This is a genomic window from Butyricimonas sp. (genome assembly GCF_019423355.1).
Classification (GTDB): Bacteria; Bacteroidota; Bacteroidia; order Bacteroidales; family Marinifilaceae; genus Butyricimonas; species Butyricimonas faecihominis.
On record NZ_JAHZBP010000002.1, the window covers coordinates 86,343 to 103,695 of the forward strand.

Sequence of the window (17,353 nt, forward strand, 5' to 3'; positions counted from 1 at the left end):
TTTAGATTTATGATTTATGATTAAGTGATTTATAATCCCGTAACGTGAATCACGCAATCATAAATCACACAATCATCAATTAGTAGGCTCTCGCAATCAACACCCTCTTATGAGAAGGTTTACCTGTTACCATACATTTACCCTCTTCGTCGGGAGCATCGAATGGAATACAACGGATGGTTGCTTTCGTCTCGTTCTTGATGAGTTCTTCCGTTTCCGGGGTCCCGTCCCAATGACACAGGAAGAATCCACCTTTCGTATCCAACAAGGTCTTGAACTCCTCGTAAGAATCCACTTTCGTGATCAATTTAGAACGACGTTCCAAAGCCAATTTGTATATATTTTCCTGAATCTCTTCCAATAAAGTCTCGATATGCTGTTCCACACCTTCCAATGGCAATGTCTCCTTGGTCAAAGTATCACGACGAGCCACCTCGATCGTACCGTTTTCAAGATCACGCTCTCCCATAGCCAGACGTACAGGAACTCCCTTCAACTCGTAATCGGCAAATTTCCAACCCGGCTTTTGCGTGTCACGATCATCAAATTTCACGCTGATTCCCGCAGCCTTCAATTTATCCATCAGACCACTAACCGTTTGACGGATTTTTTCCAATCCTTCCAAACTTTTATAGATAGGCACGATAGCCACTTGAAGTGGAGCTAATTTCGGGGGTAAAACCAAACCGTTATCATCGGAATGTGACATGATCAGCGCTCCCATCAAACGGGTAGAAACTCCCCATGAAGTTGCCCATACATATTCCTGTTTTCCCTCTTTCGTGGCAAATTGTACATCAAAAGCCTTCGCAAAATTCTGACCTAAGAAATGAGAGGTTCCAGACTGAAGGGCTTTCCCGTCTTGCATCATCGCCTCGATAGTCAAGGTATCCAATGCCCCGGCAAAACGTTCCGTTTCACTCTTATGCCCCATAATCACCGGCATAGCCATCCATTTTTCGGCAAACTCAGCATATACACGAATCATTTTCTGAGCTTCCTCAACCGCTTCCTCTCTCGTCGCGTGAGCAGTGTGCCCTTCTTGCCATAAGAATTCAGCAGTACGCAGGAACATACGCGTACGCATCTCCCAACGCATCACGTTAGCCCATTGATTACAAAGAATTGGAAGATCACGATAAGACTGAATCCAATTTTTATAAGTATTCCAAATAATCGTTTCAGAAGTCGGACGAATGATATATTCCTCTTCCAATTTGGCAGCAGGATCCACAACTACCCCACCTCCATTCGGATCATTTTTTAATCGATAATGAGTTACAACCGCACATTCTTTCGCGAAACCCTCCACGTGATCAGCTTCTTTTGAAAAGAATGATTTGGGAATTAACAACGGAAAATAAGCATTACTATGTCCTGTTTCCTTGAACATCTTGTCCAATTGCTGTTGCATTTTTTCCCATATGGCATAACCGTAAGGTTTAATCACCATACATCCTCTTACAGCTGAATTCTCGGCCAATCCGGCCTTTACGACCAGATCATTGTACCATTGCGAATAATTTTCTTCTCTTGAAGTTAAAAACTTAGCCATCTCATTATTTTTTGATAAAACAGCAGCAAATTTAAAACAAAAACTAGGAAATCCGATTATTATTTTCTATTTTTATAACATAGAATACAAAACAAGCCGCACACGTATATTTATAACAAAGAAGCAACGAATGAATGGTACGCATTTTGTTAGAAGTAAATAAACCAATCGTCAATGAATTTGTCATACAAGAAAGGAATTAATATTATTACTATGAAGATAGCATTATATTTTTCAGCATTAGCAATCCTATTAGGAGCTTGCTCTTCCTCGCAAAACTTTACGCGAGCGCAGGAAGATGATATCTACTATGTTCCCGGTAAACGTTCCCTCTTCGCTCAAGAAATTAAAGACAAGACCGGAGTGGACATTACCTCGAATACTTCTTCTAGTTCTCAAATCAGTAAAAACACGAACAATGATAAAGTTTATCCGAAGGAAATAGATAACAGTGTAAATCCAAAATCTCATTCCATCGGTATGGCTCGTTATGCAACTGAAAAACAGGTGCAAAAAGAAGAGGCCCGAACCGGACAAACTGTTAACCGGATTGCTGTTCCGGCAGACGACGGGTACTGGATCGGAGGCTTTAAAGGTAGTGAAAATGATTTGGAAGAATGTGTCCGGATCATGAATCGTTACCCGGAAGGTTTCGCCTATTTCGGAAACGGGTACGAAATTGCCCAGAATCTTTCGTTCAGCTCCGACTGGAACGTGTACACGATTGACGGTCGCTACTGGTGGTTCCCCAGCAGTTCGAACGTGGGACTATACTCTCAATTAATTTTCGGTAATTACCCCAAATACATTTGGACCGTAATTTGGAACGATCCTCGTTTTGATAGTTTCGCATGGAGTAACAACGTAAGTTTCGGTTGGAACCGCTGGGGATGGGGAGCTTCGTTCGGTTGGGGTAACTCTTGGGGATGGGATCCATACTGGAATAATTACTACGGTTATAACCCGTGGGGTTGGGGACATGGTTTCTACGATCCATGGGGATGGGATCCCTATTGGAATCACTATTACGGTTATTATCCACACTGGGGACACCGTCCGGGACATGGACATCACGGCCCGAACTGGGGTAACCATCGACCGGATTGGGGTGGTGCCAGCAAACCGACTGTAACTACTCGGTATGCACCTAAAAAACAATACACGACGAATAGAAACGCCCGATCATATAGTACCTATTCAAGAACTTCAAGAAGTTCCGCTATCCAATCTAGGTCAAATAGCAGCCGTTACGAGTCCGGTTCAAACTACAATCCATCGCATAACAACTCCGGCTATTCATCAGGAAGTTATTCCAGAGGAAACAGCGGATCTAGCTCGTATGGAAGTAGTTCAACGACACGTTCTAGCAGTGGAGGTAGCGGACCTGTTCAACGTACAAATTCGGGTAGTAGAAGATAAGTCTAACTAACATTAATTGTCTATGAAAATACTATATATACTTCCGACATTACTCCTCTTCTCCTTATTCGCTTCGGCCCAAAACGAAGAGGATGCCCTTCGATTCTCTAGGCTAACCCCATTCGGATCTGCAAGAGTTACCGCAATGGGAGGAGCGTTCGGCGCATTAGGTGGAGATTTAACGACCTTATCCACAAACCCAGGTGGTATTGGAGTATTCCGTAAATCTGAGATCAGTTTTACATCTATGCTCGATTTTGCTCACGCAAAAACGAAGGGGATTGATAATGAAAAAAATATGTACCTGTTAGGTGGACTGGGATTTGTATTATCGTTCCAACCTATGAGTAATAAATGGAAAAATATCAACATCGGTTTTAATTACACGAACCTAAATAATTTCAATCGAAATATTTTCCAAGGATATTATGAAACCAATGGAGATTCATCCTTATCGAATATATGGAAAGAGGAAGCAGACGGTTTATCCCCGCAAGAATTAAATGATTTTACCACAGGACTTGCTTATGATGCTTACATGCTTTACTTAAGCCCGGAGGCTTTAGAAAACAAGGACTATGACTACCAAACTCCAATTAGAAGTATTGATCAGTTACAACATTATAAATACACAAGAGAACGGGGTTTTCAAAGTGAATATGCCATATCGGCAGGGGCTAATTATGATGACAAATTTTACTTTGGTATAACTTTAGGAATTCAATCACTACATTACAAATCATTTTCCGTGTACACAGAAGAAATTATTGGAGAAACAAATAACAAACTGGAAAAGTTTAGTATGTACCAAGACTTTACAAGTAGTGGTGTCGGGATAAATTTCAAAGCAGGTTTTATATATCGTCCGATTCCTGTTCTCCGTTTAGGTTTTGCCATTCATACACCTACATATTACGATCTCGATGCTTATGCTAATAATAATGTTTCAGCCAAATTCACAGAACTTCCGGTTGAAGACGCCAAACCTACGGAAAAATTTGAATATGGAGAGAGTGCATGGACAGATTACTCCTACAAATTAAAAACACCGTGGAGACTTATGGCAAGTGCCGCAACAGTTCTAGGCCAAAGAGCTATTATCAGTTTTGACTATGAATATGTTGACTATACCACGGCGAAATACTCAAATGATGGTGCCAAAAACGAATATTTAGAAACTAATAATGCGATAAAAGCCATTTACAAGAGTACCCATAATTTCCGTGCCGGAGCAGAATATCGATTTAATAGCGTATTCTGTCTACGAGGTGGTTATGCTTATTCTGCCTCACCCTACACGAAAGGAGAAATGAATGAAAAGAATGACATTCAAACAATCACGGGGGGGTTAGGATTAAATTTTGGAGTATTCTACGCAGACCTTGCCTATCTTCACAAGAATTCCAAATTAAACGGTCTATTCTATTACTACGAAACCTCAAAAGGAGAAGTAATTGAATCACCCGAATTTCAAACGAAATTCAAAGATAACGAATTCAGGCTAACATTAGGAATTAGATTTTAATAAATAAGAAAGAGGTCTGTCTAACGATTTTGTTGTTAAACAGACCTCTACAAACATTAACATCACACACTATTTCTTCTTTCGCGTTGGCTTTTGTGCCAGATTCTTAGGACGCATACTATATTCTTTTGCACCGAATTCCGGTTTCTCCATGATTGATTTCGGGAAAACCTTCTCCGCACCCGGAGTCAAACGAATCAAACGTTCCAATAAAGCGGCATATTCTTGATGAATATACGGATCTTGACGGTCATCACTGTTATAAGCAATATATTGTAGATAAGAGACGCACCTGCCCAACCATTCTACCGGAGTCTCCGGGGACCAGTAACTACCACGTACAATAAAACGAAGTTGTTCTATAAAATCCTGCTGATTGATAGACGTATCAGCCATCGTGGCACGGATCAACGCATCAGTTTCATCATATTTTTTATCTCGAACCAAGGCATTAATTTGTACCAGATACTTGTTCAAGGATTTCCCCTTAAATTCCGGTAACCTATTTAATTCTTCCAAAGAAATATTACGAGTCTCCATATACAGCTTATTATCCACAACCTCTTTTCCCAAAGCCTTCACGAAAACATCATAATTTTTCACTAATTCCTGAAAATAAGGATTATCTGTACCTCTTATATTAGCTTTAAATATATCCCAGACATCCGAATCCGTTAATTTTGCCCCCTTTTTGATCAACATCTCAAAAGCCTTCTGCACATTCTCTCGTTCATAAATCGAGGCATTATAATGAATATAATTCGTCAAGAACTCCCGGTCGTCACGCCCTTTAGCAAATTCTTCAATTAGATAACCGGAACGCAATTCCGGTACTAACGCACTTTTTCCCGTGGCAAGAAACTGTTCGGCCTCCTGCCGAGATTTACTCCGATGTACCACATCACCGTTCTTGGGATCCACAAACACATAGGTTGGGTAAGAATTCACGCCATAACGCTTGGCAAGCTCCACCCCTTCCCCATTCTCGGCATCAATTTTCATATTCACGAAATTCGTGTTATAAAAATCGCCAATAAAGGGGAGAATGAATACATTCTCCGCCATATTTAAACAGGGACCACACCATTTTGTATAAAAATCCACGAATATCAATTTATTCTCAGCTTTAGCCTTATCACACGCTTCTTTCCAAGTTCCATGATAAAACTGAATACCGTAGTTTTTCTCTGTTTGAGCCGAAACATGAAGGCTTAATAAAAGAAATACAATATATACAAATTGTTTCATAATCATCTCTTTTAATATCCGGGATTTTGCTCACATGCAGAGTTGGCATTAATCTCTGATGTTGGGATATTATAAATCTTTCTCCACTCTAATTTCTGCAAGAATGCTTGCTCGAAACTATTACCTCCATCCTCATCTTCTTTATCTTTTTCCTGTTCATCTTCCAATTGCTCTGCCAAACTCTTGTTCATCTCTAGCAACCGATCAAATCTCCGCGTAGCAAACCACTCATGCCAGTTTTCAAAAGCCATCTCGATCCACCACTCTTTAAAGATTTCGTCCATCAATTCATCTCGACTGGCTGGCTCTGTCACATCAGCACCTACTCGGTTACGCAACTCTTTAATCGGAGCCCAAGCATCAGCAATCGAAGCATTACTACGAGCCAAAGCTTCGGCTTTAATCAAATACAATTCTGCAGTACGTAAAAATATTACAGGAACACCCTCTCCCGGGATATATAATTTTTTCACGGTATTCACATTATAGGTTACTCCGTTATAAACAACATCTTTATTCTCCGTAACCAAATCTTTTCGGGGATCTCCTTCTATCAAATTCATATAACTTTCTGACGGTCCCCAAATACCGGTGGCACCAAAAGCTTTCTCCATAAAATATGACACATCAGACACGTCATCCGTACCAAAAGCACGGCAGAAAATAACCTCTTTTGATGTCTCCGCATTCGTGAATACATTAGAATAGCTAGGATCTAAAGGATTTGTCGATGTAATAGCCTCGTCTGCAGCAACAGCGGCTTCACTATATTTTCCTTGATAAAATAACACGACAGCCTTCAAAGCTTTTGCCGCTTGCACGGAAGCCTGTGTAGAAGTCGTGTATTCCGGAGCCTGATTCAAAGCTATTTCCAAGTGCTTATAAATCTCCTCGTAACTTTGAGCAACGGTAGCACGCACTTTCACTGCATTAGAAACCGAGGGTATTTCGTCCCGAATCAAAATACCATAATTACTATTTTCATCCCAGAACTCACTAAATTGTCGCAATAATCTAAAATACGACAATGCCGTAAGGAAATGACATTCACCGATAATTTCTGCTTTTCTACCAGCCTTGAATTCACTATCATCAAGTTTCTCCAAGGCTTGCAACAAATAATTAACATTCTTAATGACTTCATAATCACATCCCCACTCTTCATCCCCGAAGGTACTATAGGAAAGAGTCGGCAAATAATTCTCTGAATAATAAATAGCAACCCCGGAAGTAATAAAATTCTGACGTAATAAAGCTCCCGACATAAAACTACCACTCAATGTGGCAAACGTATAATTCGTACTTTTTGCCGGTAAACAACCATACGTACCGGTCAAAGCTAATTCTGCCATTTCAGGCGAGGTTATCGCATTTTCAAGATCCAACTCGTACATTGGATCCTGTTCCAACACATCCACCAATTGACAATTGGTAAGACCTATTATAATTGAAAATACAATCAGTATTTTTTTCATACTCAAAATAATTAGAAATTAAGTTTAACACCAAAAGAGAACGTACGTGAAGACGGGTAATTCCAATTCTCATAATTTGAACCATAATTTGAAGTCGCCGAACCGATCGTACTCGGATCTTGTCCCGGATATTCCGTGATCACGAAAAGATTATTTGCCGTGAAATAAATCTCTCCGGAATTCAAATATTTACCTCCCCACAATTTTGGAATATCATAGGATAAACGAAGTTCCTGCAAGCGAAGATTAGAGGCGTTAAATAAGGATAAAGAAGTATTTGGAGCAACCCCATCACCAATATACATGGCTGGTAATTTAGCATCTCTATTATCTTCACTCCAACGATTATCCAAATTATAATCCACCAATCCGGTCAATTGATTCGGTAAGTTTTGTAATGTTTTATTAAACAATTTCTTCCCTCCTATCTGGAATCCAAAATGCATATATAAACTCAAACGCTTATAAGCTAATGTCGAGGTTAATCCTCCAATAAGGTCTGCTTCCGGAGAACCGATAATCATTCGGTCTTTATTATCAATGTAACCGTTTCCATCCACATCCCGAAGTAACAAGTGCCCCGGACGTAAACCAGACCCATTGTAAGTATTTTTGCCGGCAGCCACAGCCTGGGCATTCAACTCGTTAATTGTGGCCTGATCCTGAATAATTCCTTCATATTGATAACCAAAGAATGCACCCATCGCGTGTCCTTCTGCCAACACTTGGTTTCCGGACCCTTGTATCGTAATTCCCATTCCGTTATCTGTTTCACCTTGTTCCACAAGCTCCAGCACTTTATTCCGGTTATGAGAAGCATTCAATCCTAATTCCCAGCTCCAATCTTTCTTTCCGCGTAACAAATTAGCACGAAGAGAGATTTCAATACCTTGATTTCGTACAGACCCCACGTTTGTTGGGATAGGTTCTACGGCCAAACTTGAAGGCGGAGTGTAAGTCCAAATCAAATCATCGGTATTCTTGCGATAATATGCGATACTACCACTCAGTAAAGAACGTAGGATCGAGAAGTCAATACCCAAATCATATTGCACGGTAGTTTCCCACTTAATATCTTTATTTCCAAGCTGACTATGCACAATGGAAGGATTATCCAAATAACTACCTGTTGAATATAAATCCTTATTAGCATAACTTCCCAAATCAAAGTTCTGAACTCCCGTCTTACCTACACTGAATTTAATCTTCAAATCATCCAGGAACTTGACATTTCTCATAAAACTCTCATCACTCACACGCCAAGCAATAGCCCCCGAGGGGAAGAAACCATACCGATTATTGGAGCCAAAAGAGGAAGAACCATCATAACGAGCCGTGAAAGTAAGTAAATACTTATCTAGTAAACGATAATTTATACGGGCAAAAGAAGACTGCAAGCCATATACCGTACCACTTCCACTTTTACGCACAATTTCACTGGCATTCGTGATTCCCGTCAAAACCTTATCCATCGGATAATTTTTAGCATCTACTCCAAAACCACGTCTTTTCGTACGTTCAAATGAAATACCAACCACGGCATCCAAAGCATGAATATCATTGATACGCCCTACCCAAGACAACGTATTATCAAAAACCGTAGTAAACGAACGACTTGTAGATTCCGTTCCATACCCTTTATTATCTGAGGTCAAATAGGTCGGTTTATAAGATTCCGAATAAGACATATTCTGATTCAATGATAACGTAGTCTTTAATTTCAATCCTTTCCAGATATTTAATTCCAAAAACGACGTGGACAAAATACTGTAATTATCATTATAGTTTTTTGCATTATTCTGTGCAACAGGATTAAATGAATTTCCTTCTTTGTAATAACTTCCATCTTCATTATATATCGGATAATCAGGACGGAACCCAATAGCCGTGTACAAAGAAATACCCGGAGAGCTGACATCCGTGTATCCTAACGTGGTCGATGTTCCAAACTTCAAGAAATCTGTAATATCATAGTCCAGGTTTATACGTCCCGTGTAACGGGTAAAATCATCATGCTCAACCATTCCTTGATAATCCAAAACACCCAAAGAGATATAATAATTTGAATGTTCACCCCCACCACGAACAGATAAATTCAAATCATGTCGATGAGAAGGACGTTTCAACTCTTTATACCAATCCGTGTTACCGGACTTCAAATCCGTACTACCCTCTTTCAATATAGAATTTGCCGTTTTATTGGAAGGGTCCACTTTTAGTGTCTGCTCTGCCACATAACGCACGTACTCACGAAACTCATCCCCATCCAACGTGGAGAAATTATTAATTCTCGAATCCACGCTAAAAGCATAATTTACATTCAGATCCGGCTTTCCACTTTTACCGCGTTTCGTAGTTACGATGACCACACCATTAGCGCCTCTGGAACCGTAAATCGCTGCTGCAGATGCATCTTTCAACACGTCCATGGATTGAATATCCGATGGAGAGATCGCACTCATCACGTCGGAAGTCACGGGCATACCATCCACCACGTACAAAGGCTCGTTATCTCCCGTCAACGAAGCCTCACCACGAACCCGTACCCGAATCTTCTCGCTCGGATTGGATGATGCCAGAGAAACAACAACCCCGGCTGCCGCATTCTGCAACATGGTCTCCACATTGGTTGCGGTTTTCTTACTTAATTGTTCCTCGTTCAAAGAGGCCACCTGTCCGGTCAAATCTCTTGTTGCAGTAACACCATATCCAACAACCACAACTTCGTCTACACCGACAGCCTCGTCCTCCATGACCACTTTCAGCGGGGCAGGATTCGACAAACCTTTCACTTTCACAAATTGTTTTTTCATTCCCACGAATGAAAACTCCAGTTCGATGCTCTCGGCACTCGGCACGGTCAATTTAAAATTACCGTCCAAATCCGTTGCAGCACCCAAGGTCGTACCCTTCACCAAAACGGTTGCCCCGATAATTGCCATTGAATCTTTATCCACCACTTTCCCTTCAATGACAATTTCTTTCTTCTGCTCGCTTGGCACGGGCTGTGTCGGGATTGATTCACAAATCACAATAATGTCCCCCTCGAACTTGTAGGAAAGCCCCGTGTTCGCTAAAACCCGATTCAAAACACTTTCCACGGCCTCCTGTTTTGCCTTCACAGATACCTGTCCCAAATGTTGTGTCAGTTCCATGTTATACACGAAAGACAAAGCCGTTTGTTTTTGAATCTCTCCGAACAAGGTCCGGATAGACACATTCTTTAAATTCAAATTTACTCGTTCTTGCTGCGCACTTGTATTAGCAACAAGGGTGAACGAGAACACAAAAATAAATAGTGCAGTCAATTTCATAACTAACCATTTTTTTTGTCCTCCATGTCGCCAAAAAAAGGACATAATTGATTTTTTTTTCATAACTTTGAACATTATAAATTTTTACTTAGTGATAAGAAATGCGCCAACATGACTTATCAAGGTTATCAAAATACCCGGAAGGTCTCGAACACCTTCCGGTGTTTTTTATTTAGAAATACAAATCGTTCTATCTTTTATTGTAAAAGTGACGCCAACCGCACTTTTAATTGCTTTTAAAATATTATCAATCTGATCATAACGTTTCACGTGTCCCGTAAAATGCAAATTCTTTAATTGCTCGTTCGTGTAAAAAACATCCACGTCATACCACAAAGAAAGCGTGTTCATGATCTGTTCCATGGTTTGATTTTCAAACACGAAAAAGCCATCTTTCCAAGAAACATAAGGTTCAATATCTACCGTTTTCACGTTCACGGATGCATCCGTCCGCCTGTATTCTCCCAGTTGTGAAGGTTTCATCCGGTATTCCGGCCCTCCCTTTTCAGCGCTCAATCCAATCGATCCTTCCACCAATACCGTCTGCACTCGTTCTTTATCATGCGTGTTCACGTTAAAAGACGTCCCGTACACCCGGATTTTGATTCCGTCTGCAATCACGTAAAAAGGACGCTTTTCATCTTTCTGCACTTCAAAAAAGGCCTCCCCCGTTAAATATACCTCTCTTTTCTCTTTATCAAACACCACCGGAAACTTCAATTGAGTGCCAGAATTCAATTGAACCATCGAACCGTCTGCCAACGTGATTTGGTACTCCCCACCCCTCGGTGTTTGTAATACATTATATTGTAAATTCCTCTTCTCATTTCCATTTGCAGAATACACGATCCCGCTACCGGAATTCTTCGCGTTCACTCCCTCACCCACGATGATATCACGGGTCGTATCATGTTGTAACACCACCGACTTCCCATCTGCCAGAATCAGGGTTGCCTTCGTTTCTCCCGGAAGAATATCCACGGTAGCAACCTCCACGGGTTGTTCGTGTTCATTATTTCTTAATAGCACGAAGATCGTCCCCAAAGGAAGTAATAGCATCGCCGCATATTTCAACCACACTCCGATACTCTTTCTCTTTATACCGGCTCGTTTTTCACAACGTTCGTAAGCTGCTCTATGGTCAATTTTCTTGTACATTCTATACTTGTATAAAATATCCTTTCCCTTACAAACCCTGTCAAACATGGCTCGGTTTTCCGGTGCCGCATCCAACCATTTTTGCAATTCCTGCATCTCTTCATCCGTAATTGCCCCGGACAAATAAAGATACATTATTTCAACCATTCTAAATTTACAATCATCCATTGCTTATCCTTTTTCTATAATTAGAACAACAACCTATTTCAAGAGAGGTACAAAAAATAAAAGAAATTTCATCCAAAAAGCAAAATTCTTTACGGACAACTCATTTTCAATAGATTACCAAACAAAAAAAATCAGATTATTCCCAAAGACATCATCACGAAATACACCCGTCCCAAACGTTCCCGAATATATGACATGGCCCGTTTTTTCTGTGTTTTAACCGTTAATATGGATAAATTCAACAAAAGAGCGATCTCCTCGTTTCCCTTTCCCTCCAAGTGCAATAGAAAAATATTTCTACATTTATCCGGAAGTTCATCTATCGTCTTGAATAGCAAGCGATACAACTCTTCCTCCATCATTTTCAAATCAATATCATCCCCTTCATCCTCAAGATTCAACGAGGCAAGATATTTCTCCTCCACGTTCTTGTGTTTCAAATGATTCAAACCGGCATTCTTCACCGAATTATAGAGGAAACTACGAAAAGCATTGTAAGTCGGATATTGGGCATCCCGTTCCCAAACGGCAATAAACACCTCCTGCACAATATCCTCCGCCACGTCCTGTTGCTCGACAAACCCCATCGCAAAAAGAACCAGCGAATTATAAAACTCGCTGAATAATTCACGAAAAGCTTCCGGCTGCTTCGCATTTATCCGTTGTAAGAACTGTTCTTCCCTCTTTGGCATCAATACAATTTTCAATCCAATCACAAAATTAGAAATTCAAATGAACAAACCTATGAATCATAAAAAATAAAATTATCCTCTATCATAAAATGATCGGGTAAAAAAAGGACCGATTCCTATACTATATAGAAACCAGTCCTTCAACTATGTAAACTACGAAGATCTTATTAACGTCTAAACCCGTTCTTTTTGTAATCCTTGGAATTTCATCTCGATCATTCCCCGCCAATAATGGAAACCTCCACACAAAATCTTACACATCAGCACGCATTCCGTTGTCTGTTTCCGGATCAATTGTAACGAAGAAGTGTATAAAAGTCGATCCAAGTTGTTAACACGTATCCGGATAATCCTTTGTTCAGACACCCCGGTAGTACACGTCAACCAATCCACATCGAACATCCCCAGAAGAGAATAACAATAAAAGGCAGAATGCTCGTAAGCATACCAATTCCCATCCTCTTGATAAAGAAAAATATATTCTTCATTCCGTTTTTCCTTTTGCAATATCTCTTCCAGTTCCATACACATATGAATTTTATTGAACAATGATTATTTTACACGCTTTTGTCTTACCGCCAACAACCGAACTCATCTGCACCATCCCGCTCCTGTTACTTCCAAAGCCGATATGCAGGTAAGCATGAGTATAATAATTACTATTAAGCTCCGATAAAAAACCGTCTACACCCGGGAAGGCTACAGGCAAGCTGGCGGTAGGATGCAAAGCCAACCAGGTAGTAGACAATGGATTCATAATCTGTATGGTCCAGTTATGATTTGTTGTATTTACTAAATCCAGAACATACGAATCCCCATCCTTTTGAGTGGAGATTTCCGGGTTCCAACTAACCTCAACAGACAGGGACAAGTTATCACAGGTAATTGTCAAAGTTGTGGATACAAGAGTAGACGTTCCCACGAAGTTTCCGACAATCTTGTATTTGTTACCTCCCAACGGTTGGACTTGTAAACCGGTAAGCCAAGTTGTTCCTCCCGTCACCACGGGCGTGACACCTCGGCTCGAATACACCGTGCAAATTTCAATACCGTTAGCAACAGAGGTCGTTTGGTTTGTACCATACAAGTTAAACACGTTATTCGACATCGTCATCCGGTGTTGGGCGTCAGCCACGATACAAGGGAAATCAGCGTCTTCATCCGTCAATTCCACCTTCAAGGCATTTGACGGGGCAAAATTGATCGCATCAGTCACGCTGGCATATCCCGGACCGTTCACGCTGACCACCGTGATGATATAACGATGATTCCGCACGACATTCAAGGGAGTACCTACATTATCTACCATCACCACTTTATAATACCCCTCTTTCCCTTTATACTTGGCCTTAATGATTACGCCCATGTAATCGCCCGACGTACAATTCCGCTCGTAAATATACAAGGAAGGGGTTTCCCCGTCCGACCATCCATTCGCATAATTCAACGTACTACCGGAAAGAGGACGTCCCGTCACGGGAGTAATAGTTGTTGAATAATTCGTCGGGGTCAAGTAGCCGCAATCGGCGCCCTTGTTCACGGTTATACTTTGAACGGTAAAATCATTCAATCCGTTCGTGGCGTCAACCGCACCTTTTTTTACCTGTACACAAGCCACGGCACGTAACAACTTCACGTTATCCGCCTTCGTCACGATATTAATTCCCGTCGGTAGTTCAACACGTCCCCACATGATCAAAGGCATCACGTTATCCACCAGAGTTCCCGCAAACGTCGAAGTCTTTAGCGCAAGCATGGCCGCACTTTCCGTCATCGTGGGGGTAATGTCTCCGAAATTCAGCCGGTCAGTCACCCCGTCAGGAGTCCGCCCATTAGGCACCAGATGGATAACACGTCGTTTCGAAGTAGCATCCAAACGTATCGAGAAAGAAATTTCCGTCCCGCTGGGTGTCAACTCCCCGCCATCCACCTTCACCCGCTCCATGAACTTCCCATCCTCGTCGAACACCAGCACGTCCACATTCCGGATCTCGCTGTCCGTGTAGGAACGAGCAAGCGACTGTACGTTTTCCGGCTCTGGCAGAGTCACAGTAAGAGCTACATTCACTTGACGAGGTGTCTGTATAGGATGACTATCATCACTGGCACAAGAGGCGAATAATATGCATATTAAATATGGTATTATTTTGAGATATGATTTCATAGTATTATTCCATTAATTTAATTACAACATTTATTCAGCATAAATGGTTTTCTCATTTTCATCACGTCCAATCATTTCAGGTTCTACAATCACCTCTTCACTTGAAGTTTCAACCACATTCGTATTCATACTCCTAGTAGTCGTCAATTTCGTGTTAGGAACATGCACAGAAACCGAAGCCGAATGTTTCACCCTATCATAAGTAATTGTAGCTATATGCCCATAGGAAGTTGTGTAAGTTTTAGCTTTACTTTGCCCATAACTTGCAACGGTTATAGCATAACCTTCTGAATACAGGAGAGTACCTCCCCTATTATAAAAATTAAACTTATTATTATCTCCAGATGCATTCGTACCCCTTTCCATCGTACCATTCTCATATGCGTACATATGAAAATTCATAGCCGTATTGGATGGTTTACTTGAAGTATACCAAATAGCATAAACCTCCAATTTTATTTTACGAGGAGAATTAGCATCCCCTTCAAATAATGGAGCATTGAAAAATGTTGTTTCTCCTTGTCCCTTCGTGGCATCTCCCCCCCATTCCAAGAGAGTTCCTCCATTATAAGCAAAAGACTCTCTTCCATTATTATCACCTCCACCTGGTCCTGTGACCCCTTTTCCGGGATTATTAGCTTGCATACCAAATCCAACAGGTATTTTATCATATAGACTATTATTATTACCTACATTTGTAAGATGATTTCCGGTAAACTCCACGGCAATATCAACATCCGTAGAACCACTCCAAGTGAACTTCACAACAAAGTAATGGAAAGGCGGTATCGTCACGATTATATCTTGATAAACATTAGCCGTTACTACATAATCCGGACACGAAGCATGTCTGAATGTCATGGTTCCCGAACGAGGTTCATCGTCATCCTCTGGGTTAGCATTTCCCGTGTTACGATCCGTCGTGAATGATAGTATTTGCCCGATCGGATCCCAAGAAATATCATGAATCCAAGCTTGTTGAGGATTAAAATTCTCGATCATCTTTGTTCCACCATATACAATCACATCTTGCGAGTTCGTCACGGCTTGCGTTGCTGTTCCTTGCGGGGCAACAGCGTCAATCGTGTTATCATTATCCACGTAGATATAACAATTCACCAATCGAATCGTATCTGTATCCAACGTCATAACATTCTTCACGATGACAAGCGTATCGCCATAAACAAGGTGTCCCTCGTCCAAAGTTTTGTTATAAGCAACAGAAGAACGGGTGAAGTTAACGTTACTTATCCCGGCATTTCCACTCTGCACGTTTGCGGTAGCCTTTCTGGGATTCGTGGTCAGGAATTTCCAGTTACCGCCGGTACTCGTGATCTCGACTTGTTTGCTCGTGTGAAGATTCGGGCAGAAAACCAATCGTTTGTTATTCACTGTAATCGTTCCCTCGTCCGGTCTTTGCGTCACAGGAATCTTTTTCGTCACGTTATTCGCCTTGACCGTGATATAAGAACTACGAGGCTGCCCATCCACGTAAGTATCCACGTTAGCCGTGATCTCAACCCCGTTATCCGCAATCTTCCGGACGGAAGTAATCCAACCTCCTGCCGGGTAATCCACCGTGAAATCCGGGGCATTCGTGTTCACGTAAAGCGTATCTTTATGCGATAGTCCCACGGACGCCTTGTCCGTGTAAAGCTGGGTTTGGGACAAGTCGGCATTCAATTCTACATCCTCCCAACCCAAAACATCAGCCGTCACATCCAACTTTCCACCTACCAGAAGACGCACGAGTAATATTCCGTTTACACGGGGAACCCGCGGGATGACCACATCTGTTTTTTGAAAGCGACTTCCACCCTCACAAGCCAAGTCGACACTCACCTTCATGTGGCTCTCCGTCGTGTCCTTCGGGTTAGCATTCAAGTAATCGTTCCCTTTATGGGCCGGGATAATGAAGTACAACGTGTCACTACGCTGGTGTCCCGGTAACGAGGTGCTATCCTTGACCCGGAAAATCCCGGTCATCGGCACCGTGCTTACCCTAGGATTCTTTGCCGTCGGGAATAACCCGCCTTCCCAGTTCAGGGTAGTCGGGACATCTTTTAATTCAAAATTATGCGTCCCGTTCACATCCAATCCGCCCGCATCCGCAATAACCACCTTCACCAAGGCCACATTCCGTGACAAGATCGTCGTTCCCGCAACCGAATTATCCTGCCCGCCAACAACCAATTGTCCGTCAATGCTGGCCGTACGTAATTCCGGCATGGAAGGCAATGTTCCTCCCACCGGTTGTGTTTCCCACATCTTCGAATCCTCGCGAGCGACACTGCACACGGGTTGTATCAATCCACTGCTAAAATCAGTATTGGCAGTCACCAAAGCTATATTCCACGTCCCGGCAGCAACAGTCATCGAAAGTTGATCCGGGCCGTAAGTTACCTCTTGAACCTTATGGTTGAACTTTCCGGCATCACTTCCCTGTCCATCAAAAAGATAGACCAACGTGTTACTGACAATATCCCCTCCCGCTCTCGTCATGTTGAAAGTCAGTAGAGGATCTCCACTCGCTTGCCCGGACAGGGAATCCCTGTCGTCCGAGCAAGCTGATAGGAGAATAGTCAATAACCCCGCTAACAATATGTTTATATATTTTCCTGCCATAATTCTCTTT

The 17,353-nt window shown here is 41.7% G+C and carries 11 protein-coding genes; 2 read left to right on the plus strand and 9 right to left on the minus strand.

Going from position 1 to position 17,353, the window contains the following annotated elements; genetic code table 11:
* Positions 1 to 79: 79 nt before the first annotated feature.
* Positions 80 to 1,555: a proline--tRNA ligase gene (gene proS, locus QVC79_RS03045; protein WP_124317117.1), complete on the minus strand. Its 1,476-nt coding sequence runs from the start codon at positions 1,553 to 1,555 to the stop codon at positions 80 to 82.
* Between the two features lie 213 nt (positions 1,556 to 1,768).
* On the opposite strand from proS, the gene QVC79_RS03050 reads away from it, so the two are divergent.
* Positions 1,769 to 2,974, plus strand: a complete 1,206-nt coding sequence (locus tag QVC79_RS03050; RefSeq protein WP_270593843.1) for a hypothetical protein — start codon at positions 1,769 to 1,771, stop codon at positions 2,972 to 2,974.
* Between the two features lie 22 nt (positions 2,975 to 2,996).
* Positions 2,997 to 4,499, plus strand: a complete 1,503-nt coding sequence (locus QVC79_RS03055; RefSeq protein WP_270593842.1) for an OmpP1/FadL family transporter — start codon at positions 2,997 to 2,999, stop codon at positions 4,497 to 4,499.
* 69 nt (positions 4,500 to 4,568) lie between these two features.
* On the opposite strand, the gene QVC79_RS03060 is transcribed toward QVC79_RS03055, so the two are convergent.
* The 8 genes from QVC79_RS03060 to QVC79_RS03095 all read right to left on the minus strand — a co-directional run bounded on the left by QVC79_RS03060 (position 4,569) and on the right by QVC79_RS03095 (position 17,343).
* Entirely contained in the window at positions 4,569 to 5,747 is a 1,179-nt protein-coding gene (locus tag QVC79_RS03060) for a thioredoxin family protein (protein WP_270593841.1), read from the minus strand.
* 11 nt (positions 5,748 to 5,758) lie between these two features.
* A complete protein-coding gene (locus QVC79_RS03065) occupies positions 5,759 to 7,222 on the minus strand; it encodes a RagB/SusD family nutrient uptake outer membrane protein (RefSeq protein ID WP_270593840.1) in 1,464 nt (487 codons plus the stop codon).
* Between the two features lie 11 nt (positions 7,223 to 7,233).
* Positions 7,234 to 10,536, minus strand: coding sequence for a TonB-dependent receptor (locus QVC79_RS03070; protein ID WP_270593839.1), 3,303 nt, complete (start codon positions 10,534 to 10,536; stop codon positions 7,234 to 7,236).
* Positions 10,537 to 10,704: 168 nt separating this feature from the next.
* Positions 10,705 to 11,862: a FecR family protein gene (locus QVC79_RS03075; protein WP_270593838.1), complete on the minus strand. Its 1,158-nt coding sequence runs from the start codon at positions 11,860 to 11,862 to the stop codon at positions 10,705 to 10,707.
* A gap of 131 nt (positions 11,863 to 11,993) precedes the next feature.
* Complete coding sequence (locus QVC79_RS03080) at positions 11,994 to 12,554, minus strand: RNA polymerase sigma-70 factor (RefSeq protein ID WP_124316644.1); 561 nt, start codon at positions 12,552 to 12,554, stop codon at positions 11,994 to 11,996.
* A 174-nt stretch (positions 12,555 to 12,728) separates the two neighbouring features.
* The gene (locus QVC79_RS03085; RefSeq protein ID WP_270593837.1) at positions 12,729 to 13,079 is read right to left on the minus strand and encodes a hypothetical protein; all 351 of its coding nucleotides are present in this window, start codon (positions 13,077 to 13,079) and stop codon (positions 12,729 to 12,731) included.
* Positions 13,080 to 13,092: 13 nt separating this feature from the next.
* On the minus strand, positions 13,093 to 14,718 hold the full coding sequence (locus tag QVC79_RS03090; RefSeq protein WP_270593836.1) for a FimB/Mfa2 family fimbrial subunit: 1,626 nt from the start codon (positions 14,716 to 14,718) through the stop codon (positions 13,093 to 13,095).
* A 30-nt stretch (positions 14,719 to 14,748) separates the two neighbouring features.
* On the minus strand, positions 14,749 to 17,343 hold the full coding sequence (locus tag QVC79_RS03095; RefSeq protein ID WP_270593835.1) for a BACON domain-containing protein: 2,595 nt from the start codon (positions 17,341 to 17,343) through the stop codon (positions 14,749 to 14,751).
* Positions 17,344 to 17,353: the final 10 nt, after the last annotated feature.